Source organism: Frigidibacter sp. MR17.24 (assembly GCF_037095655.1).
Lineage (GTDB): Bacteria > Pseudomonadota > Alphaproteobacteria > Rhodobacterales > Rhodobacteraceae > Frigidibacter.
On sequence record NZ_JBAWKE010000010.1, the window covers coordinates 1 to 21,525 of the forward strand.

Annotated in this window: 17 protein-coding genes and 1 pseudogene; 4 read left to right on the plus strand and 14 right to left on the minus strand. The window is 68.7% G+C overall.

Annotated elements, in window-relative coordinates; genetic code table 11:
• The 8 genes from V8J39_RS20415 to V8J39_RS20450 all read right to left on the minus strand — a co-directional run bounded on the left by V8J39_RS20415 (nt 1) and on the right by V8J39_RS20450 (nt 8,156).
• Nucleotides 1-996 (minus strand): glycosyltransferase family 2 protein, encoded by a 996-nt coding sequence (locus V8J39_RS20415; RefSeq protein WP_336462816.1) that lies wholly within the window; start codon nt 994-996, stop codon nt 1-3.
• A 350-nt stretch (nt 997-1,346) separates the two neighbouring features.
• A complete protein-coding gene (gene rfbB, locus V8J39_RS20420) occupies nt 1,347-2,411 on the minus strand; it encodes a dTDP-glucose 4,6-dehydratase (protein WP_336462817.1) in 1,065 nt (354 codons plus the stop codon).
• Nucleotides 2,408-2,974, minus strand: a complete 567-nt coding sequence (gene rfbC, locus V8J39_RS20425; protein ID WP_336462818.1) for a dTDP-4-dehydrorhamnose 3,5-epimerase — start codon at nt 2,972-2,974, stop codon at nt 2,408-2,410. The genes rfbB and rfbC (V8J39_RS20425) overlap by 4 nt, the downstream gene beginning before the upstream one ends.
• A gap of 280 nt (nt 2,975-3,254) precedes the next feature.
• Nucleotides 3,255-4,187, minus strand: coding sequence for a hypothetical protein (locus tag V8J39_RS20430; protein WP_336462819.1), 933 nt, complete (start codon nt 4,185-4,187; stop codon nt 3,255-3,257).
• A gap of 24 nt (nt 4,188-4,211) precedes the next feature.
• Nucleotides 4,212-4,763, minus strand: coding sequence for a dTDP-4-dehydrorhamnose 3,5-epimerase (gene rfbC, locus V8J39_RS20435; protein ID WP_336462820.1), 552 nt, complete (start codon nt 4,761-4,763; stop codon nt 4,212-4,214).
• Entirely contained in the window at nt 4,760-6,106 is a 1,347-nt protein-coding gene (locus V8J39_RS20440; RefSeq protein ID WP_336462821.1) for an NAD(P)H-dependent oxidoreductase, read from the minus strand. Before V8J39_RS20440 ends, rfbC (V8J39_RS20435) begins: the two co-directional genes overlap by 4 nt.
• A 152-nt stretch (nt 6,107-6,258) precedes the next feature.
• Nucleotides 6,259-7,038 carry a glucose-1-phosphate cytidylyltransferase gene (gene rfbF, locus V8J39_RS20445; protein WP_336462822.1) on the minus strand — a complete coding sequence of 260 codons (780 nt, stop codon included), beginning with the start codon at nt 7,036-7,038 and terminating at the stop codon, nt 6,259-6,261.
• On the minus strand, nt 7,035-8,156 hold the full coding sequence (locus V8J39_RS20450; RefSeq protein ID WP_336462823.1) for an NAD-dependent epimerase/dehydratase family protein: 1,122 nt from the start codon (nt 8,154-8,156) through the stop codon (nt 7,035-7,037). The genes rfbF and V8J39_RS20450 overlap by 4 nt, the downstream gene beginning before the upstream one ends.
• A 1,124-nt stretch (nt 8,157-9,280) precedes the next feature.
• Between V8J39_RS20450 and V8J39_RS20455 the strand changes: the two genes are divergently transcribed.
• The 3 genes from V8J39_RS20455 to V8J39_RS20465 are packed head-to-tail and all read left to right on the plus strand — an operon-like array spanning nt 9,281 to nt 12,923.
• Nucleotides 9,281-10,273: a UDP-glucuronic acid decarboxylase family protein gene (locus tag V8J39_RS20455; protein ID WP_336462824.1), complete on the plus strand. Its 993-nt coding sequence runs from the start codon at nt 9,281-9,283 to the stop codon at nt 10,271-10,273.
• Complete coding sequence (locus V8J39_RS20460; RefSeq protein WP_336462825.1) at nt 10,273-11,328, plus strand: glycosyltransferase; 1,056 nt, start codon at nt 10,273-10,275, stop codon at nt 11,326-11,328. The genes V8J39_RS20455 and V8J39_RS20460 overlap by 1 nt, the downstream gene beginning before the upstream one ends.
• The gene (locus V8J39_RS20465) at nt 11,325-12,923 is read left to right on the plus strand and encodes an NAD(P)/FAD-dependent oxidoreductase (protein ID WP_336462826.1); all 1,599 of its coding nucleotides are present in this window, start codon (nt 11,325-11,327) and stop codon (nt 12,921-12,923) included. The genes V8J39_RS20460 and V8J39_RS20465 overlap by 4 nt, the downstream gene beginning before the upstream one ends.
• A gap of 345 nt (nt 12,924-13,268) precedes the next feature.
• Here V8J39_RS20465 and V8J39_RS20470 read toward each other — a convergent pair whose 3' ends face one another.
• The 6 genes from V8J39_RS20470 to V8J39_RS20495 form a co-directional block, all read right to left on the minus strand.
• A complete protein-coding gene (locus V8J39_RS20470; RefSeq protein WP_336462827.1) occupies nt 13,269-14,348 on the minus strand; it encodes a glycosyltransferase family 2 protein in 1,080 nt (359 codons plus the stop codon).
• 373 nt (nt 14,349-14,721) lie between these two features.
• The gene (locus V8J39_RS20475; protein WP_336462828.1) at nt 14,722-15,735 is read right to left on the minus strand and encodes a glycosyltransferase family 2 protein; all 1,014 of its coding nucleotides are present in this window, start codon (nt 15,733-15,735) and stop codon (nt 14,722-14,724) included.
• Nucleotides 15,728-16,756: a glycosyltransferase family 2 protein gene (locus V8J39_RS20480; protein WP_336462829.1), complete on the minus strand. Its 1,029-nt coding sequence runs from the start codon at nt 16,754-16,756 to the stop codon at nt 15,728-15,730. The genes V8J39_RS20475 and V8J39_RS20480 overlap by 8 nt, the downstream gene beginning before the upstream one ends.
• On the minus strand, nt 16,743-18,116 hold the full coding sequence (locus tag V8J39_RS20485) for a glycosyltransferase family 4 protein (protein ID WP_336462830.1): 1,374 nt from the start codon (nt 18,114-18,116) through the stop codon (nt 16,743-16,745). Before V8J39_RS20485 ends, V8J39_RS20480 begins: the two co-directional genes overlap by 14 nt.
• The gene (locus V8J39_RS20490) at nt 18,113-19,423 is read right to left on the minus strand and encodes an ABC transporter ATP-binding protein (RefSeq protein ID WP_336462831.1); all 1,311 of its coding nucleotides are present in this window, start codon (nt 19,421-19,423) and stop codon (nt 18,113-18,115) included. The genes V8J39_RS20485 and V8J39_RS20490 overlap by 4 nt, the downstream gene beginning before the upstream one ends.
• Nucleotides 19,423-20,226 carry an ABC transporter permease gene (locus V8J39_RS20495; protein ID WP_336462832.1) on the minus strand — a complete coding sequence of 268 codons (804 nt, stop codon included), beginning with the start codon at nt 20,224-20,226 and terminating at the stop codon, nt 19,423-19,425. The genes V8J39_RS20490 and V8J39_RS20495 overlap by 1 nt, the downstream gene beginning before the upstream one ends.
• 367 nt (nt 20,227-20,593) lie before the next feature.
• Between V8J39_RS20495 and V8J39_RS20500 the strand changes: the two are divergent.
• Nucleotides 20,594-21,235 (plus strand): annotated as a pseudogene (locus V8J39_RS20500) (glycosyltransferase family 2 protein); the annotation flags it as partial.
• Nucleotides 21,236-21,525 lie beyond the last annotated feature (290 nt).

Below are 21,525 nucleotides of genomic sequence, written 5' to 3' on the forward strand. Positions count from 1 at the left end.
TCATTCGGCCGCCCGCGCCGCCACCGGCGGCCGGCTCTCGCCGGTCTCGCGCCGCGGGTCGGGCGCGCCGAGGCCCAGCGTCTCCTGCACCAGGTAGATCGGGCGCTGCTTGGTCTCGATGTAGAGCCGGCCGAGATACTCGCCGATCACCCCGAGCGAGATCAGCTGCACCGCGCCGAGCAGCAGCACCACCACCATCAGCGAGGCATAGCCGGGCACGTCGGTGCCGAAGATCATCGTGCGCACCATGATGATCAGCGTGTAGGTCACCGCGATCGCCGCGACCAGGCCGCCGACATAGGTCCAGACCCGGAGCGGCACGGTCGAGAAGCTGGTCAGCCCGTCGATGGCGAAGTTCCACAGCTTCCAGTAGTTGAACTTGGTCTCGCCCGCGGCGCGGGGCGGACGGGTGTAGGGCACGGTGGTGGTGCGGAAGCCCACCCAGGCGAAGAGCCCCTTCATGAAGCGGTTGCGCTCGCGCAGGCGCAGCGTGGCGTCGACCGCGGCGCGGCTCATCAGCCGGAAATCGCCCACGTTCGGCTCGATCTGCAGCGAGGAGACGCGGTTGAAGACCCGATAGAACAGGCCCGCGGTGGCGCGCTTGGTGCCGGTGTCGGCATCGCGGCTGACCCGCTTGCCGCAAACCACGTCGAAACCTTCGTCACGCCAGAGCCGGACGAAGTCGGCGATCAGCTCGGGCGGGTCCTGCAGGTCGACATCCATCGGGATCACCGCGGCGCCCGAGGTGGCCTCGAGCCCGGCGGTCATCGCCGCCTCCTTGCCGAAGTTGCGGCTGAGCCGCACCAGCCGGACGGAAGGGTCGGCGGCATGCGCGGCCGCGATCACCTCGCAGGTACGGTCCTTCGAGCCGTCGTCGACGAAGACCATCTCGTAGGGCAGGCCGAGGCCGGAAAGGATCGGGGTCATCCGTTCCAGGAAGAGCGGGATCGCCTCCTCCTCATTGAGGACGGGGACGACGATGGAGAGTCCGGACATGTGCTGACTTCGGGCCTTCAATGAATTTTCGTTGATCCACTCAATAGGAGGATGAGGTCGCAGGAGGTGGCTGCATGTCTAGGTCTAATCATTCCGCAGCGCAGAAAAAAAACCTCGCGATGCCTCCCATCCCCGTGCCGCCGCGCGCTTGCATGATATGGTTTCCGTTTCCGTTCATGCACATAGACACGCCTGGGAGGGATTTGCGGCCTGCTCCCCAAGACGGTTCGTCTTGGGGGCATTGGATATCGCTTCAGAAGAGAAAACGGTTCCATCGCCGCTTCCGTGCAAAGAGGCGATTCCTGGGCAAGATTTCAATCCAGGCGGGAAATGGGCCGGTGACCGACCGTTCAGGCTGCCGTCTCGCCTGCGGCTTGCACGCCCAGGCGCACGCCCACGCCCTTGCGCTCGAGCAGCGGGCGCCACCAGGCCTCGTTGTCGAGATACCATTGCACGGTCTTCGTCAGGCCCTCCTCGACCGTCACGCTCGGCCGCCAGCCCAGCTCGGACCGGATCCGCGAGGGGTCGATCGCGTAGCGCGCGTCATGGCCGGGGCGGTCGGTGACGAAGGTGATCTGCTCGGCATAGGGCTTCGCGGCCGGCTTCAGCGTGTCGAGGATCGAACACAGCGTCTTCACCAGCTCGAGATTGGTGCGCTCGTTCTCGCCGCCGATGTTGTAGCTGCGCCCGAGTTCGCCCTTTTCCACCACCAGCAAGAGCGCGTCGGCATGGTCCTCGACGTAGAGCCAGTCGCGGATGTTCTCGCCGCGGCCGTAGATCGGCAGCGGCTTGCCGGCCAGCGCGTTCAGGATCACCACCGGGATCAGCTTTTCGGGGAAGTGGAACGGCCCGTAGTTGTTCGAGCAGTTGGTCAGCACCACCGGCAGGCCATAGGTCTCGTGCCAGGCCCGCACCAGGTGGTCGGACGAGGCCTTCGAGGCCGAATAGGGCGAGCGCGGATCGTAGGGCGTGTCTTCCGTGAACTTGACCTGCGGGTCGTTCGGCAGCGAGCCGAAGACCTCGTCGGTCGAGATGTGGTGGAAGCGGAAGCTGTCCGGCTTTCCTTGCGCCACCCAGTAGCTCCGCGCGGCCTCGAGCATGTTGAACGTGCCGGTGACATTGGTCTCGATGAAGTCCGCGGGCCCGTCGATCGACCGGTCCACGTGGCTTTCCGCAGCCAGATGCATCACCCAATCGGGTCTGTGGGAGGCGAAAATCCTGTCAAGCGCGGCGCGGTCGCGGATATCGGCCTTCTCGAAGCTGTAAAGGTTCGAGCCCGAGACCGAGGCCACGTTGGTCTCGGAGGCGGCATAGGTCATCGCGTCGAGATTGACGACCTCGTGGCCGCGCGCGACGGCGAGACGGACGACGGCCGAGCCGATGAAGCCGGCGCCGCCGGTGATCAGGATCTTCATGCGGTCTCTCCCTCGTAGACGAACGGGCTGTCGAAATCGGCGAACAGGGGCGCCCTGGCGTCCTTGTCGGACAGCAGCGCCGCGGCGGTGTCGATCTTCCAGTCGATGCCGAGGCTGTCGAAGCGCACCGCGCCGTCGCAGTCGGGGGCATAGACGTCCGAGCACTTGTACAGAAGCTCGGCATCGGGCGTGAGCGTCGAGAAGCCGTGCAGGAAGCCCTTGGGGATCAGCAGCTGGCGGCCGTTCGCGGCCGAAAGCTCGGTGCCGAACCACTGGCCGTAGGTCGGCGAGCCGCGGCGGATGTCGACGGCCACGTCCCAGACCGCGCCGGCGCCGCAGCGCACGAGCTTGTCCTGGGCATGGGGCGGCGCCTGGAAATGCAGGCCGCGCACCGTGCCCTGGATCCGGCTCAGCGAATGGTTGTCCTGCACGAAGTCGATGTCGATGCCATGCGACGCGAGGGTGGCGCGGTTCCAGACTTCCGAGAAGTAGCCGCGATCATCCCCGAACCGGCGCGGCTCGAGGATCTTCACCCCGGGAAGGGTCGTGTCTTGGATCTGCACCTGACCAGGATCTCCGTTCGTTCACGTCGCGCGCAACCTAACACGCACGCGGGCCATGTCCACGCGGTGATGTTGCAGTGCAGCAAGCGACAACCGGGATCTGGTGACATAACACAAGCTATCCGCACCGAATGCCCGCGGAAACGGCGCGCCACCCTCGATTGCGGCGCCCCGCGCGCCGCCCGACCCCGGGTGTGCGCGCGCGGCCCGTCCCCGGGGCATGCCGGGTCGGCCGGAGCCAGGCTTGGGGCCAGACTCGGGGCCAGGCTTGGGGTCGGGCTCAGGGCTGGGTGGGCCTGCGCCCGAGGCCCAGCTCGGCCATTTCCGACCCGGTGCGGGCGATCAGCTGCTTGGGCCGGAAATGCGGCGTCACCACCGCGCGCCCGGCCAGCGCCAGCGCCATGCGATAGCCATTCTTCGGCAGCTTCGAGCGCCCCGCGATCCGCGCCAGCCCGACCGCGTTGCGCAGCCGCGCCTCGGTCGAGCGCACGCGCCGCCCGTTCGCCAGCACCCCGCCATAGACCTGCATCGCCTCGGGGAAGTTCTCGAAGGCGCCGCGGAAGGCCTGGATCTCGGCCTGGGGCGAGATCCCCTCGGCATAGCTGGAATAGAGCGGCCCGGTATAGAGCGGCCGGGTATGGGTCATCGGCACCGCGTCGACGACCGCGGCGCGCCAGGCCGGGCTCTCCATCAGCAGCGCCCAGACCAGGTCGGTGCCCCAGCCGGTGTAATGGCGCTCGAACATCGGCAGCAGCCGGCGCAGGTAGTCCGAGCGGATGCAGCAGGCCATCGATTCCAGGAAGGTCGAATAGCGCAGCACGAAGCCCGGGGTCTGCAGCAGGATCGGATAGGAGATGTAGCTCTCGAGCGTCAGCGCCGGCTGCGCCATCACCAGCGCATGCTCGACCGCGATCGCGAACAGCCGGTCGATGCCCGCAGTGGTCATCAGCACGTCGTCGTCGGGCAGCATCACGTAGTCGTAGCGCTCGAGCAGCCCGGGGTCGGCGCGGAAGTGGCGCACGATGCTGTCCCACTTGGTGCCGTGGTCGAAGACCGTGGGCAGGTCCTGGTCGGCCGCCTTCGACGGGTCGCGGGCATAGGAATTCAGCTGCAGGTCCCAGCTCCGCCCCGGGCCGTCATCGTCCAGCCAGCGCTCGTGCAGCGACTTGTCGCCCGTCCGCGCCAGCACCAGGAACCGTCTTTGCGTCGTCATCTGCGACCCTCTCCCGGTGGCGGATCAGAACGGCAGCGCTTCCGCGCGCTCGGCCAGCAGCGGCCAGGCGGCATCCTTGGGCGAGATCACCGCGACCGGCAGCGGCCAGGAGATCCCGAGCGCCGGGTCGTCGTGGCGCAGCCCGCCCTCGGCCCCCGGCGCATAGGGCGCCGAGACCGAATAGAGCACCTCGCAGTCGGGCGTCAGCGTCTGGAACCCGTGCGCGAAGCCCGGCGGCACGTAGAGCGCGCGGCGGTTGTCCCCCGACAGCTCGAAGGCCTCGTGCCTCATGTGGCTCGGCGAGCCCTCGCGCAGATCGACGATCACGTCGAGGATCGTGCCGCGGATCGCGCGCACGAGCTTGGCCTCGACATGTTCGCCGCGCTGGAAATGCATGCCCCGCAGCGTGCCGGTCTCGCGCGACAGCGACAGGTTCTGCTGGGCATAGTCGGTGACGATGCCATGGGCCGCGAATTCGTCGCGGCACATGGTGCGCGCGAAGAAGCCCCGCTCGTCGCCGCGCGGCTCGAGGTCGATCAGCCAGCAGTCGGCGAGGGTGGTGGGGTGGAAGATCATGCCGGCACCTCCTCGGGCGTGGCGGGGGCGAAGAGCGCCTCCTGCTCGGCATGGAGCGCGTCGATGGTGCGGCCCTCGGGCAGCTCGATGTCGGCGAAGGTCAGCGGCTGGTCCTTGGCAACCGGGCGGCGCAGCCTGCCGCCGACGGCGATGCCAAGCGGGATCAGCCCCTCGGCGCGCATCGTCTCGATGTTCTCGAGCACGCCGTAGGCCTCGAACCCGCCCAGCTCGTCGATGATCTCGCCCGGTTCCAGGTCCTTCTTGGCCAGCCCCGCCACCGCGACCGAGGGCGCGCCCGAGGGGGCGAGGGTCGGGTCGCCGAACAGCACCGCGCGCGCGATCGAGAACGGGGTCTCGAAGTTGCACAGGTGATAGGGGGCGTAGAACAGGTAGTAGGGGCCGGGGCCGAGCTTGTAATAGGCCAGGAGGTGCTTCTGCGCCGGGTCCTCCATCGTGCCGATGACGAAGACGCCGGGATTGGGGCGCGCGCCGATCACGTAGTCGACGAGCCCGGGGCCGCCGGCGGCGAGATGGGCGTCGAGCACCGGGTGCAGCGCCGCCGTCGCCTCCTCGAGCGTGACCAGCGGCGCATAGGGGTCGCCGCCCGAGAAATCGGGGCCGGTCATGCCCTGTTTCGCCACCTTCAGCCCGCGCGAATTGGCCATCATCGCCTGTTCGAACGAGATCTTGGTGCCGTCGGCGAAGGAGGCGGCCATGGCGGGGGTCATCCCCCACTTGGCCGAGAAGGCGGCCTGGGTCGCGGGATTGCGGTAGGGGTCGTGCAGGCCCTTGATCGAGCCCGCGCAGACCGGGCGCACGCCGATGCCCTCGACGAAGCGCAGCAGGTTGCCCGCGACGCCGGGCTGGTCGCCGTCGGCGGCGGTGTAGCACAGGCCCCTCGCCTCGGCCTTCAGCTTCAGCACCGGGCCCACGGTGGCGTCCAGTTCGGCATTCATCAGGATCGGGTGCTTGCCGCCCTCGATCGCCGCCAGGATCGCGCGGGCCGAGCTTTCCAGCTGCCCCGTCGCCTCGACCACCGCGTCGATGCCCTGCGCCTGGCCCAGCAGGCAGGCATCGGTGGTGAAGGCGCGCTGCCCGGCCGCGATCGCGGCCGAGATCTGCCCGGCGGTGGTGCAGCTCACGCTCTCGAGCCCCAGCTCGCCCAGCACCTTCAGCCCGCGCTCGGGCGTGCGGTTGGCGACCGCGACCACCGTCATGCCGGGCGTCGAATGCTCGATCGAGCGGGCGATGCCCCGCGCCTGCTGGCCCGCGCCGATGATCGCGACCCGGATCGGTCGCCCCTCGGCCTCGCGCCGCTTCAGAACCGTGTCGACGATGATCATCGGTGTCGGTCTCTCCGCAACTTATACCGCTACTGTGGTCAGGATCGCCTTCGCCGGGGGACCTGCGCCCCGCCGGCGAAGACCGCTTGGCCGGGTCGGCCGGCCGGATGGTCGCCCGGGATACGCTCACCCGGGGTCTGCTTGCCCGGGGTCTAGTCGGCCCAGACCTTCCAGGGCGCGTCGCCCCTGGCCCAGGCCGCCTCGAGCACGTGCTTGTCGCGCAGCGTGTCCATGCTCTGCCAGAAGCCGTCGTGGACATAGCTCGCAAGCTTGCCGCGATCGATCAGCCGCTCCATCGGCTCGGCCTCCCAGGTGGTCTGGTCGTCGTCGATCAGGTCGAAGACCTGCGGTTCGCAGACGAAGAAGCCGCCGTTGATCGTGCCGCCGTCGCCCTGGCGCTTCTCGCCGAAGCCCGCGACGCGCTGGCCGTCCTCGGCCATCTGGATCACGCCGTAGCGGCCGGGCTGGGTGACGCCGGTGAGCGTGCACCAGACGTCCTGGCTCTTGTGGTAGGAGATCAGGCGCGGGATGTCGACGTTGCTGACCCCGTCGCCGTAGGTCAGGCAGAAGGTCTCGCCCTCGAGATGCTTGCGCGCCCGCTTGATCCGCCCGCCGGTGAGCGAGTCCGGCCCGGTGTCGAGCACGGTGACCCGCCAGTCCTCGCAGGGCCCGTCGAGCCATTCGACCGCCCCGGTCCCGAGGTCGATCGTGTAGTCGCTGCGCGCGGTGCGGTAGTCCATGAAGTAGTTGCGGATGAAGTCGACCTTGTAGCCGCCGAGGATCACGAAGTCCTTCAGCCCGTGGTGGGCGTAGATCTTCATGATGTGCCACAGGATCGGCTTGCCGCCGACCTCGGCCATCGGCTTGGGCCGGATCTGGGTCTCTTCGCTGAGCCTTGTGCCGAAGCCCCCGGCGAGGATCGCGACCTTCATCCCCGGCCTCCCGCGGCCATCGCCAGCGGCGGTTGCTCGGGCGGCGCCTCGATCCCGGCCGCCGGCGCCTGCCAGCGCAGCGTCCGGTCCAGCCGGCCCGCGGCCATGTGCGCCTCGAGCACCTTGAGCCGCATCATCTGCGAGCCGCGGAACTCGGCATCGGCGAAGCCCATGCGCGACAGCCCCTCGATCAGCTCGGCGATCGACTGCGCCAGCGTCACCCGCGGCTGGTGCGCGGGGGCGAGGTGGCGCCAGAGCGCGAAGTCGACCTTGTAGGAACGGCTGTCGACCGGGGCGGCGGTGTTGATCGACACCTCGGTGCCGGGCAGGGCCGCGGCCACGGCGGCGGCGAGGTCGCGCACCTGGTAGTTGCGCTCGTCCGAGCCGACGTTGACCGACAGGCATGGCCCGCCGGCGGCGCGGGGGCGGTCGATCGCCCAGTCGATGGCGCGGGCCATGTCGGCGGTGTCGATCAGCGGCCGCCAGGGCGAGCCGTCCGAGAGCACCGTGAGCCTGCCCGAGGCCAGCGCCGAGGCGACGAAGTCGTTCAGCACGAGATCGAGCCGCAGCCGATCGGACATGCCGCAGGCGGTGGCGAAGCGCAGGCAGGTGACGGTCATGCCGCCGCCGCCCCCGCCGCCGATCGCGGCCAGCGCCCGCTCCGCCCCGATCTTCGAGCGGGCATAGGCGGTGACCGGGTTCAGCGGGTCCTCCTCGCGCCGGGCGCCGCCCTCGGCCACGCCGTAGACGCTGCAGCTCGAGGCGAAGACGAAATGGCTCACCCCGGCGGCGGCGGCGGCCTCGGCGAGGCTGACGGTGGTGCCCTGGTTGATGTCGAGCGTCACCGCCTCGAAGCTGTTGCCCATCGGGTCGTTCGAGATCGCGGCAAGCTGGACCACCGCGTCATAGCCCTCGAGCAGGCCGGGCGGGGGGCTGCGCACGTCGCCGAAGAGCTGGGCATCGAGGTCGCGCTCGGGCAGCCGCACCGTGCCGGTCAGGCAATGGGCGAAATACCCGGTATCGAAGCCGTGGAGGATGGCGTCCGGCCTGGACTGGCGCAGCTGGCGGACGACCGCGGGACCGACATATCCCAGGTTTCCCGTAATGAGGACACGCACGTTACGAAGTCCAACGAAGTTGCTGGTTGCAATACATATGACACCGCCTGAGAAAACAGGGCTTGCTGGGACAGCAGGGATTGGTCCGCCCCGGGGAAAGGGCGGCTCGGATCTATTTCGAGAAAGTATTCCGGTTTTGGCCCAAGCCCGGTTTCATGACACCGGGCTCTGGAGAGAATGTCCCGATGATAGGTCCCGGTTTTCGAATTTAGCAATAATTAATTTCCGTTAATTTTTGACCCGTCTTTTCCCGTCTTCCGCTCTCTCTCCGGTCCGGCTTTCGGCCGGCTTTCGCCTGGCTTTCTGCCGGCTTTCGCCCGGCTTTCGGTTGTCGACTGACGGCCCCCGGCGATCCCGCCCCGTCAGCCTGAAGGGCCGCCCCCGGCCGTTCGGCGCCCTCCCCGCCTCCCTGCCCGCGGCCCTGCGCCGCCGCCGATGACCGCGGTGGCGCGCGCCGGAGGCCGTCCCGGCCATGCTGCCCGGGGGATCGCCTGGACGATCCCCCCAAAAAACCTGGCCGGGGCCCGGCGGGACGGCGCGGTTTTCGGGGTCCGGGGGGAGGCCGGGGGGAGGCCGGGGATGGTGGACGCGGTGGTGGACGCGGGAGCGGGACCGATTCGCGCCGGCCGCTTGCGCGGGATCGGGCGGCGGGCCGTTAACCCTGAGATGGAAACCATCCGATTGCATTTCACATCGTGTTGCCAGCCCGGTGATAGTTTCCGGCGGGCGCCGCGGCCGGTCCGCGCGAAATCCCGCTGCGTCGCGGCGGCGCCAGAACCCGACAATCCCCGGTTGTTAGGCATGTTTCCGCCCGGTCGCCCCCGGGATGCGGCGCCAATAAAATAAATATGTATCAAATGGATGCATCCCGGCGGGCGCCGCCGCCCCTGCCGGCCGGACGGGGCCGCGGACGGCACGCCGCGCGGCGCCGGATCCGGACCTTCGGCGAAGGAACCCATGGGCGGGACCCGCGCGTTGAAGCATGCTCCGCCCAGACCGCACAAATTGGTTTACGAAACATAAATGCCCCATGATCGTCACATTTGCGGCCCCACGGATTTGGGCCCCAGCCGCGACGGTTTTTGTCCCCGCCCCCCCCGGGCTTTGGTTTGAAGGTTGTCGACATGACCTATTCGGGTGAGCGCGTGCTCGTGACGGGCGGCGCCGGCTTCATCGGCTCGCATCTGTGCCGCCGGCTGCTCGACGAGGGCAAAAGCGTGATCTGCGTCGACGACTTCTCGACCGGCAGCCAGGGCAATGTCGCGCCCCTGCTCGACCATCCGCGCTTCGAGCTGCGCCGCCACGACGTGGCCCTGCCGCTGCATGTCGAGGTCGACATGATCTACAACCTCGCCTGCCCGGCCTCGCCGCCGCAGTACCAGAAGGACCCGATCCAGACGATGAAGACCTCGGTCTTCGGCGCCTTCAACATGCTGGGGCTGGCCAAGCGGCTGGGCGTGCCGGTGCTGCAGACCTCGACCTCCGAGGTCTACGGCGATCCCCACCAGCATCCCCAGCGCGAGGCCTACTGGGGCAACGTCAACCCGATCGGGATGCGCTCGTGCTACGACGAGGGCAAGCGCTGCGCCGAGACGATCTTCTTCGACTACCACCGCGAACACGGCGTGCAGATCAAGGTGGTCCGGCTCTTCAACACCTACGGGCCGCGGATGCTGGTCAACGACGGCCGCGTGGTGTCGAACTTCGTCATCCAGGCGCTGCAGGGCCTGCCGATCACGCTCTATGGCGACGGCAGCCAGACCCGGTCGTTCTGCTATGTCGACGACACGCTCGAGGGGATCGTGCGGATGATGGGCACCGCCCCCGAGGTCACGGGCCCGGTCAACATCGGCAATCCCGACGAGTTCACCGTGCTCGAGCTGGCGCGGATGGTGGTGGCGATGACCGGCTCGCGCTCCGAGATCCGGCACTTCCCGCTGCCCTCCGACGACCCGACCCGGCGCAAGCCCGACATCTCCGAGGCGGCGCGGCTTCTGGACTGGTCGCCGAAGGTGGGGCTCGAGCGCGGGCTCGACTGCACCATCGCGCATTTCCACGATCTCCTGGGGCGCCAGGGGCTGGTCACGGCGTCGCGGAAGGTGCGCTCGGTCGGCTGATGGAAGACAAGACCCCATCCAAGGGCCCGGACCGCACGATCAGCATCATCATGCCCGCCCATGACGCCGCCGCCTTCCTGCCGCGGGCGCTGCCGCCGCTCGTCGCGCTGCAGCGGGCGGGCGAGGTGCTCGAGGTCATCGTCGCCGACGATGCCGCCACCGACGGCGGGCCCGCGATCGCGCGCGATCTCGGCGCGACGGTGCTGAGCCTGCCGCGCAACGCCGGCCCCGCCGCGGCGCGCAACGCCGCCGCCGCCCGGGCCCGGGGCGCGATCCTGTGGTTCGTCGACAGCGACGTCGTCGCCGATCCCGCCGGCCCGGCGCGGATCCGCGCCGCGCTGGCCGACCCGGCCGTCGGCGCGGTCTTCGGCGCCTATGACGACCACCCCGCCGATCCGCACTGGTTCTCGCGCTACAAGAACCTCGCGCACCGCTTCTACCACCTGCGCGCCGCGCCCCGCGCCACCACCTTCTGGGCCGGCTGCGGCGCGGTCAGGGCCGATCTCTTCGCCCGGCTCGGCGGCTTCGACGCCCAGGCCTATCCCCGCCCCTCGATCGAGGACATCGAGCTGGGCTACCGCATCGCCGGCGCCGGGCACGAGATCGCCGTCGACCCGGGCCTGCAGGGCTGCCACCTGAAGGGCTGGCGCCTGCTGCCGACGATCCGCAACGACATCCGCAACCGCGCCCTGCCCTGGGGCCGGCTGATCGCCGGGCGCGAGGGCCTGGGCGACACGCTCAACATCGGCCGGGCCGAGCGCGCGCGCGCGGGCCTTGCCGGGCTTCTGGCGCTGGCGCTGGTCGCGGCGCTCGCCGGGGTGGTGCCGCGGGGCCCGGGCCTCGCGCTCGCGGGGGCGCTCGCGCTGGCCGCGCTGGCCGCCAATGCCGCGCTCTTTCTTCACCTCCTGCGCGCCGCCGGCCCCGGCACCGCGCTCGGCGGGCTCGCCTTCCACCAGCTCTACTACCTTTATTCCACCGCCAGCTTCGTCTGGTGCCTGGCCGAGGCCCGCCTCGCCCCGGCCCCCGCCGCCGCCAGCCGACGGAGACGTTCATGAGTGAGCGCGACACCAGTCCCCCGACACCCGCCCTCCCGGCCCAGACTCCGGCCCGCCTGGCGCCCGGCGACCGGGTGGTGATGATCGGCGGCGGTCCCGCCGGGCTGACGGCGGCCTACGAGCTGCTGAAGCGCCGCCCCGGCACCCGGGTCACCGTGCTCGAGGCGCTGGGGCTGGTGGGCGGCATCTCGCGCACCGAGAGCCTCGAGGGCTACCGCTTCGACATCGGCGGCCACCGCTTCTTCACCAAGGTCCCCGAGGTCGAGGCGATGTGGCACGAGGTGCTGGGCGCGGAATTCATCCGCGTGAAGCGCCTCAGCCGGATCTTCTACCGCGGCAAGTTCTACGACTATCCGCTCAAGCCCCTGAACGCGCTCAGGAACATCGGCCTGTATGAAACGGTCCGCATCCTGCTGAGCCTGCTGAAATGGAAGGTCCGCCCCTACCGGCAGGAGGACACCTTCACCCAGTGGGTGACCAACCGCTTCGGCGGCCGGCTCTACATGCACTTCTTCCACAGCTACACCCAGAAGGTCTGGGGCACGCCGCCGCAGCAGATCCGCGCCGACTGGGCCGCGCAGCGGATCCAGAACCTGACCCTGTGGAAGGCGATCATGGTCTCGATCAAGGGCGGCAACGACACCCGCAGCCTGATCGAGACCTTCAACTACCCCCGCCTCGGCCCCGGCCAGATGTGGGAGATGACCGCGGCGGCGATCGAGGACCGCGGCGGCACGGTGGCGCTGAACACCCAGGTGGTGACGGTCCGGCGCGAGGGGATGCGGGTCACCGGCCTCGTGACCCGGCCCACCCCGCTTCAGGACGGCGGCCAGCCGGGAGAGCAGCCGGAAGACCAGCCGGGCCCCGCCCCGGCCGGGGTCGAGATCGCGGGCGAGAGCTTCATCAACTCGATGGACCTGCGCGGGCTGGTGCGGGCGATGGACCCGCCGGCCCCGCCCGAGGTGCGCGCCGCGGCCGAGAAGCTGCGCTATCGCGACTTCCTGATCGTGACGCTGGTGCTCGCGGATCCCGACCCGTTCCCCGACAACTGGATCTACGTCCACACAAGGGTCAAGGTCGGGCGGATCCAGAACTTCCGCGCCTGGTCGGCCGACATGGTGCCCGATCCCGGCACCTCGTCGATCGGCATGGAGTATTTCTGCCAGGAGGGCGACGATCTCTGGACGATGTCGGACGAGGGCCTGCGCGACCTCGCCGCGCGCGAGCTCGAGGAGCTGGGGCTCGGGCGGGCCGAGGCGGTGGTGAAGGCCAAGGTGATCCGCCAGCCCAAGGCCTATCCGGTCTACGACACCGACTACCAGGAGGCGCTCGGGGTGGTGCGCGGCTGGCTCGACGGGTTCGAGAACCTGCAGACGGTCGGCCGCAACGGGCTGCACCGCTACAACAACCAGGACCATTCGATGCTCTCGGCGCTCTATGCCGCGCGCAACCTGATGGGCGAGTGCCACGACCTGTGGGAGGTCAATGTCGAGCGCTCGTATCACGAGGAATTCGAGGTCAAGGAACCGCCGCGATCGGCCAAGCCTGCAAAAACCACTTCGTGCGAGCAGTCCGGGAGCAAGGCGTCAGCTTGACCCCATGACATGATCGCGGGGTCGGCGGTCGGCTCCTGTGACGTCTCGACCGGCATCGCCCCGGAACGGTGACGGCTTTCGGTGTGCCGGCCACAGCCATCGCGTCGCGCAGCCATGCGAGATCCTCGTCGAGCGGGATCTGGGCGCGCCAGCCGGCCCGGCACCTCGGCCGCGCAGTCGTGAATGCCGCAAAGCCCGTCACGTGAAAGCTGCGCGCAGGCAGCCCCCCGCGGCGAGGGTGCTCCGGATCCTGTGCGGGGTCCGTCGATGTCGAAGCCGCGGCGTCACGCACGACGGCAAGACCTGCGGTCCTCGGTGCGCGGCTGATGGGGCAGGCCTCTCCGGTCAGAGGCCGTTTGGCGGCGCGGGCCCTGCGGCAACGGGCAAGGAGCCAGCCGCGCAGGAAGGGCCCAGGAAAGCGAAAGGACGACGGCCGTCCGGCTCGCGAAGGGCCGCGACCGGCTGGCCGTGCTGGTCCGGGACTCTTTTCAGCAGCCCGTCGAGCACTTGTCGCAGCTTGCGGCGATGCGCGAGGCGAACATTGACCGAGAGGAGGAAAAGCGGGTCCGCAAGGTAGGCCCCTGCCATCAGCAGGACCATATCGAGATGCAGCCCGGCCCGATGATAGGCCGGCACCAGCCACCCCGCCATGATGAGCCGGGCATTGCGCCAGGACCTGCGCGGCACTTGGGGCAGCAGAGGCGCCAAGTCGGCGATCACCAGCTCGGCCGAGCGCATCTGGCGTCGTGGGTCTCCTTGAGACATCCCGGCCAGCACGCGCCGGTAGCCGACCAGCGGATCGCCAAGCATCGCGGGCCTGCCGAGCGCGGCCATCTGCAGGCAGAGCTTCCAGTCTTCGGCCCCGGTGGCTCCGCGCAGGCGCAGCGTCTCGTCGAAGCCGCCGGCAGCACGGACCGCGTCCGTGCGGAACAGCGAGGCGCTGCCATTTCCGACGAGATTGACGTCGACGAGACCGATGAGGTCGTGTCGGGGGGACAATCCTTCCCAGACCGACGGCGCCAGATAACGGTTGCGCTCATCGAGATGGAAACAGAGGGCGAAGGCATAGGGGGCCGCAAGGTCGGCTCGGAGCGCGGCGAGCGACCGGCTCAGGAAGTCGGGGTGCCAGAGATCATCGGCATCGATGAAGGCCACGTAACCAGCGCGGGCTTCGGCCAGGCCCCGGTTGCGGGCCCCGGCGAGCCCACGGTTCTCTTGGCGAACGACGCGCAGCCGCGGATCGGCACGATGCGATGCCAGTGCCTCGGACAGATCCTCCGTGGAGCCGTCATCGATCAGGATGATCTCGAAATCGCGGAAGCTCTGAGCACGGATCGAGAGCAGCGTGTCACCCACCGACCATCCGGAATTGTAGCAGGGCACCACCACCGAGATCACTGGCGAAGCGACGGTCGTCGATGACATCAGGCGTCCGGAACAGGGGTCAGCGCTGCGATCACCGACAGCGCGGCGGCGGGATGGCAGCGCATCCGGTCTCCCCGGACCCTCACACTCGACCCCGACATTTCCGAAACGATCCCGTCGCCATCCCACTGCGCCACACTGTCCTGCGGCGTGAAGGGCGACAACCGGAATGTTCGGGCTTCCCGGTATCGACCAGCCCCCCCCGAGACCCGGAATCGTCCGACGCTCACGTCTTCCGCTGCGGTTTCCCGGCCGGGCGAGGGACGGGGGCGCATGAAGGCGTCAGGGCCCGCCGATGAGAGAGAGACCGTGGCCCCGGTGGGGCCGCGCAAGCCCGGGCGTGTTGATGTCCCCGCGGAACCGACCCCGCCCGTCACCCCCGTTGGCCCACTCGTTCGGTCAGGGCCCGGAGGGCCGCCTGCCCGAAACGCGGGGCCAGCGACGCGGCACGCAGCAGCGTCGGCGCGGAACTGTCGCAGCGCAGCGCCTCGCGCAACTGGGCAAGACCGCCCCTGATCTCGCCGTCGCGCAGCAGGATGGGCACCCGAACGGTCAGCGCATCGCGCGCCCAGTGCCGCATCGAGATGCGCCATACCCTCCGTGCCGCGGTCGATGGCAGATATCCGGCGATGATCCCTGCCGCGCGGCGCACGTCCCGAAGTGTCTCGCCGGTGCGCATCTTGTTCGAGGTGCTCGACCCCTCGTGCAACCGGTAGTGCGCAAGACATTCCGGCTCGTACCAGACGGGATAGTTGGCCGCGATGCGACACCACATCTCCCAGTCTTCCGACCAGGTCAGCCGGGTGTCGAAGAAACCCAGCCTCTCGTAGACCTCCCGGCGCACCGCGATTGAAGGTGTCTGAATCAGCTGCCGCACGGCGATGCGCTCCAGCCAGTTCTCGAGCACGCCCGGCGTCTCGCGCTCGAGCTCCGAGGTCCAGACCGGCCGGTTGTCCGGCATGACGATGACATGCCGGCAAAAGGCCGCGCCGACATCGCGCCGGGTAGCGAAACCCGCGCCAAGCCGCTCATAGAAGCCCGGCACCACCGCATCGTCGCCGTGCAGCAGATGCACTATCTCTCCACGCGACCGCTCGAGGCAGGTGCGGAAGTTGCGGGCATGACCCACGTTGCGCGGCTGGCGGTGGAACCCGACCCTGCCTCGGCCCAGTTCGGCCACCACCGCCTCCGGATCGTCCAGGGTCGAGGCATCGTCGACGACCTCGATCTGCATGACCTCTGGTCCCGGATCCTGCGCCAGAACCGAGGCAAGCGTCTCGCGCAGGTAGTGTGCGCAGTTGTAAGTCGGGATCATCACCGACCAGAGCGGGCGCGGCCCGTCGGCAACCGGCGCCAATATCTCGCGATGGGAAGAAGGATCAGACATTCGGCTTGGCCCAGACATGACGCAGGCGCCGCCGTGCACCGATCGTGGCAATGCGGGCGGCACGGCCAAGGACTGACGGATCCTGGCTGCAGAGCACCGCCTGGCGCAGGGCCGTGAACCCGGCCCGCAGGTCGCCGGCCTCGACTTGCTGCCAGGCCCAGTAAAGCGCCCACTCTGCCCAGGAGAAGCGGGCGCGCCGCACCAGCGCCGGGGCCGTGGGCCCGGGCAGATAGCCGGCGACAATGTCCGTCGCGCGGCGCACATCGCGAATGTTCTGGCCACTGCGCACCGAACGCTTGGTCAGCGAAGCAGGCGCATCGCGATAGAAGGCGAGTGGGGTCGGCTCGAAGACGACGGGTCCGAGCACGGCAAGCCGGACCCACATCTCCCAGTCCTCGCCGCAGCTCTTCATCCGCGTGTCGAACCCGCCGACGTCCTCATAGACGTCCCGGCGCACGACGACCGACGGGGGTTGCAGGCGCAGCTGGCCGGAAATGCGCTCGAGCCAGCCCGGGATCGGTCCCGGCTTCTCGACCTCGAGCGGAGAGACGTGCTGGGTCTGCCCGTCCGGTCCCACGATTGTGTGACGGCAGAACCCCATCACCGCCTCGGGAGAGGCCGCGAGCAGATCCTGCATGTGCTGGTAGAAGCCTGTGCCGACCCAATCGTCGGCATGCAGGATATGCACCAGCCGCCCCCTCGAACGCGCGATGCAGCTGTTGAAGTTTCGTGCATGGCCGCCGTTGACCGGCTGGCGGTAGAAGGCCACCCGATCACCGGCCAAGGCGCGCACGACGGCTTCGGGATCGTCGGCCGTCGAGCAGTCGTCGACCACCTCGATCTGCATGATTTCGGGGCCCGGGTCCTGAGCGAGAACGCTGCCGAGGCTCTGGGCGAGGTCGGACGCCCCGTTGAAGACGGGGATCATCACCGACCACAGCGGGCGCGCGGCCGCTGTGGGCACCGGCGGGACAGCTCCGCGATGACGCATGTCGCGCAGGGCCGCCTCAAGGTCGCGCATGGGCCGTTCCTCCGCCCGTGGCATCATGCTCACGAAGCAGCGCCATCAGATCCTTTCCCGCAGCCGCGGCCGACAGCGCGGTCTCCACGCGACGGCGCGCGGCAAGGCCCCGCGCACGTGCCGTCTCCGGTTCGGAGATCAGCGCCGCGAGCGCCGTGGCAAACGCTTCGACATCCCCGCAGGGCACACAGGCCGGCGCGTCCGGTCCGACGATGTCAGCCACGCCCGAGGCATCCGCGCCCACCACCGGCAGGTGGCAGGACATCGCCTCGATCGGCGCGACCGGGAACCCCTCGAGGCGCGAGGGAAAGGCGTAGATGTCGCCGGCCGACAGGAAGCGCCGGATCGAGGAGAGATCGGTGTCGAACCGGTCATCCCAGTCGATCGACGGACAATTCGCTTCGGTCAGCAGAGCCGCGAAGGCCCCCGCGTCCTCACCGGTTCCCTTCAGAAACAGGCGAGCCTTCAGATGCGGATGGCTGGCGCGCATCCGGCGCCAGGCCGCGACCATCACGTCCAGTCCCTTGGAATGGATTGCGATACGCCCGTGCCACATCACCGCGATCTCGTCGTCGGCCAGGCCGAGCCGCCGACGTTCGCCGTCGCGGCCCTCCGGACCGGGCCAGTCAGCAAGGTCGACCGGGTTGAAGATCTGCCGGATCCGCACGCTGCTGCCGTAGGCACGACGCACCCGGGCAACCTCGTCGGAGGCGGCGATCAGCAATGCGGCGCAACGTTCGAGCGATCGACGCTTCCAGCGTCGGCTCAGCACGTTGCTGTCCTGGGTGCCGCCCTGAAAGCTGGCGAAGACCGGGAGACCGCTGCGCCGTCCGGCCGCGAGACAGGCATCCAGCCGGAAATATTCGTATTCCTGGGCGATGATCGCTCGGCAACCCAAGCGGCTCAGCGTGGCGTCGAACCTCTGCCGCGGCGTGCTGCACAACGACAGCCCGGCACCGATGACCTGGCGCAGCACTGCCACCGCCCCTTGGCGCCGCGGGCCGAAGTTGACCTGGTGGTAGGTCGCGAACGGGCCGCGCAAGGCCAAATACCATCGCGGCGCCGGCAGCACGGCGATCACCGCGCCGCTCTCCGGCTGAAGATAGTAGCGGGCCGCCTTGATCCGTCCGGAGAACAGGATCATCGCTGTGCGCCAACCCTCCGACGACAGCGCCCGGACATGGCCGAGGATCCAGCCGCCGGGCCCCTCGGTGCAGAACCTGTCCAGATCGAGACCGATCGTGTCGAGGAAGTCTTCCCAGACCTCTCCCCCGGCGGGAACGAGGGCCATGGTCGGCCGGACATCCGCCGCGACTTCATCAAGGGATGCCAGGCGGTACCGGGGAGAGGAGCCGGTCATGCCGCACCTTCCCGGGGCGGCTTCGACATCCGAACCGCAGGCCCGGGCCGGGCTTGCTCGGCATCAGAGAAATCGCGCTGCCAGGCACAGGGTGCCGCGAGCACCCCCTTGCCGGAATGATAGCCGATTCCCACGATCTCCAGCTCGTAGACATGCGTATGCCTGTCGTAGAGCCTCTCCCAGTCCGCCTCATAGAGGCCGACATCGACGAAGTAGCGGCCCGGAACCAGATCGAGCCGGGCGATCTCGAGCCGAAACCGTCCTTCGGTCTCGGCAACCAGGACGTCCACCTCGTGAAGAGCGGTGTTGGTATCGAAGACCGGGGTGTCATCTTCCGTGCAGATCGTCACTCCGAGAACCACCCCGCCGGCAACGTTCATGCGCCGGCAGTCCATTTCCACCGTCAGCGCGGCGCCGCTCAGGATACGCTCGGCTGGTGCGCCGGCCGCATCGAGCAGACGAACCGCGGCAATCTGCGCCTCCTGAGTGCCGAACCGGTTTTCGTGCAGACGCAGGCGCCGACCACCGATGACGGCCACCTCTGCAACCTCGCGCACCGGCTCGCTTTCGGCGTGGTCGGTGTCGCCGCGATAGCGCGCCATCACCTCTGCCGTCGGCCCGAATGCCACCACCTCGCCCCGGCGCAGATACAGCACTTCGTCGCAGAGCGCGTGGATCATCGACTCGTCATGCGACACGAAGAAGATCGTGCAGCCCGCCTGCTTGATGTCCTCGATCCGCGCCAGGCACTTGCGCTGGAAAGCGGTGTCACCGACCGCCAGGACCTCGTCGACCAGCAGGATGTCAGGCTCGACATGGATGGCCACCGCGAAGGCCAGCCGCAGTCGCATACCCGAGCTGTAGCTGCGCAACGGCTGGTCGATGAAAGGCTCAAGTTCGGCGAAGGCAATGATGCTGTCGAGCTTCGCAAGCACTTCAGAGCGCCGCATCCCGGCGATCATCGCCACCAGCACCGCATTTTCTCGCCCGGTGAGATCGTCGGTCAGCCCGGCCCCCAGATCGAGCAGCGCCCCGACCCGTCCGACGACGCTGATCCGTCCCTCGTCCGGGCGACCCACCCCTCCGATCAAACGCAGCAGGCTCGACTTGCCGGCTCCGTTGCGCCCGATGACCCCGACCGTTCGCCCCGGCGCGACGCTGAAGCTGACCCCGCGCAGGCCCCAGAACCAGGTGGAGGGGGTGCGCCGCAGGCCTTGCAGGATCGCTTCGGCCAGAGTGTTGGCCCGGTTTGGCGGATGCTGGCGGTAGCGCTTGCCCACACCCTCTGCAAGGATCGCCCCGCGCATCACAGTTCCTCGGCAAAGCGCATGCTGGCGCGGGTGAAGGAACGATATGACCATGCCAGCAGCACGGCGGCGATGGCTGCCACGACGATGATGGGCCCTGCATCGGGCCATTCGCCATAGATCAGGATCTTGCGGTACCCGTCGAGCAGGATGGCCATCGGATTGAGCATGTAGACCGAACGCAGAGCGCCCGGCACGCGATCTGCGCTGTAGAAGATCGGGGTCAGGTAGAAGGCGGCCATGAAGATGACGGCCACCAGATGCTGGGTGTCCCGGAAGCGTACGTTGAGCCGCGCCACCGGCACGGCGCAGGCAAGGGAGAGCAGGAACTGCACCGCGATCAGCGGGACCAGTCCCAAGAGCGAGACCGAGAGGCGGCCGCCGTCGAAAGCGGCCCAAACCAGCAGCACCGGCAGTGCGATCAGGAAATGCACCGCGTTGCTGGTGACGCTCAGTACGGGCAGGACACCGACGGGAAAACCCGGGCGCTTCACCAACTCCGGATTGGCGATCACCGATCCGGCCGCCCCGATCACGGCCGTGCTGAACCAACTCCAGGACAGCACGCCGCAGAAGACGAAGGTCGTGTAATGCTCCACGCCAAGCGGCATCACATGCACGAACAGGAACGAGAAGATGACAATCTGCGCCAGAGGGTTCAGCAGCGCCCACAACAGCCCCAGGGACGACCGCTTGTAGCGGATGCGCAGATCCCTCAGGGTCAGTTCCCACAACAAGTCGGCGACCTGCAGCGGATCGATCCCATCTCGATGTGTCACTGAAGAGTGGCGGGTATCGCTCATGATCCTCGTGGCTGACGGTCCGCTGCGCGCGACCAGTGTGCAGCCATACGCGATGTCCCCTCCGGTGTGCGCCGAATTCTGAAGGAGACCGGTCAATGTCGGGCGACGGTAGCACATCGCCCACCCCGCGCAAGCACGCTGTTGCCGTCCCGCTGCGGATCCCTGCACAGGCCGGGAATACTCTGTTTCCAATGCTTAAGGGTTTCCAGCGTTTCAGGCCGTTGCGGCAGCCGGGCCCCGCCGCGCATGCCGCAGAAAGCCACATCGGGGCCACGACACCGCTTGCCCACGGATCGAACGGATCGAGATCCGGGCGGACCGGCGAGCCGCATGTTGCCCGTCGCAAATCGAGTAGCGCGGCGATAGCGTGGCCATCATTATCGATGCTGCTCCAAGCTCCGCGAGGCCGCAGGCCAGCTTCCTGATCGCCGCATTCAATGCCGCAGCCACCCTTGACGCCACTCTGGACAGCCTGCTGGCACAAGGTTGCCCCGACTGGGAGGCCGTGATCGTTGATGACGGTTCCACAGACGACACAGCTGCGATCGCGGCAGCGCGGGCGGCTCGCGATCCCCGCATCCGCGTGCTGCGTGGACCCAACGCCGGGGTCTGCGCGGCCCGCAACCGGGCCCTGTCCGATGCAAGGGCCGACTGGATCACCTTTCTCGATGCCGACGACAGGCTGCTGCCCGGATTTCTAGAGACGATGCTGGCAGCCCGGCAGGCCGCGGACGCAGTCTACTGCGGGTATCGCCGGGTCGACGCCTCGGGGGTCACGCTGAGCGAGGCTTTCAATGCCGAACTCGAGACCGGCGGGTTCGCGCTTTTCGCACGCCAGTGCGCGACCGTCATCCACAGCCTGCTGGTACCCCGTGAAGCCCTGCTGGCGCTCGGTGGCTTCGACGCGAGCTTCTCCGCCTGCGAAGACTGGGACCTGTGGCAGCGCTTCGCCCGCACAGGCGCGCGCTTCCGTGGTGTGCCCGAGATCCTGGCGATCTACCGGACGACACCAGGCACGCTGTCGGGCAATCGGCTGCGGATGCTTGAGAACGGGCTGCGCGTGCTGCGGATCGGCCATGGTCCGGATCCCCGGGTGGCGGAGCCCGACCCTGCGCATGCCGCCGGCGAAGAGCCGGGCAGGCTGCCGATGTGCGAGACCTTCTTTGCGGCCTGGTGTGCCGCGGCCGAGATCGGAGCAGGGCGCGACGGCGCAGGGCTTCTTGCAGGGGTGGATGGGCCGCTGGAGATCCTGGGCTGGGAAGATCCGCTGGTTGACTGCATGCTCAGCGCTCTGGGCAT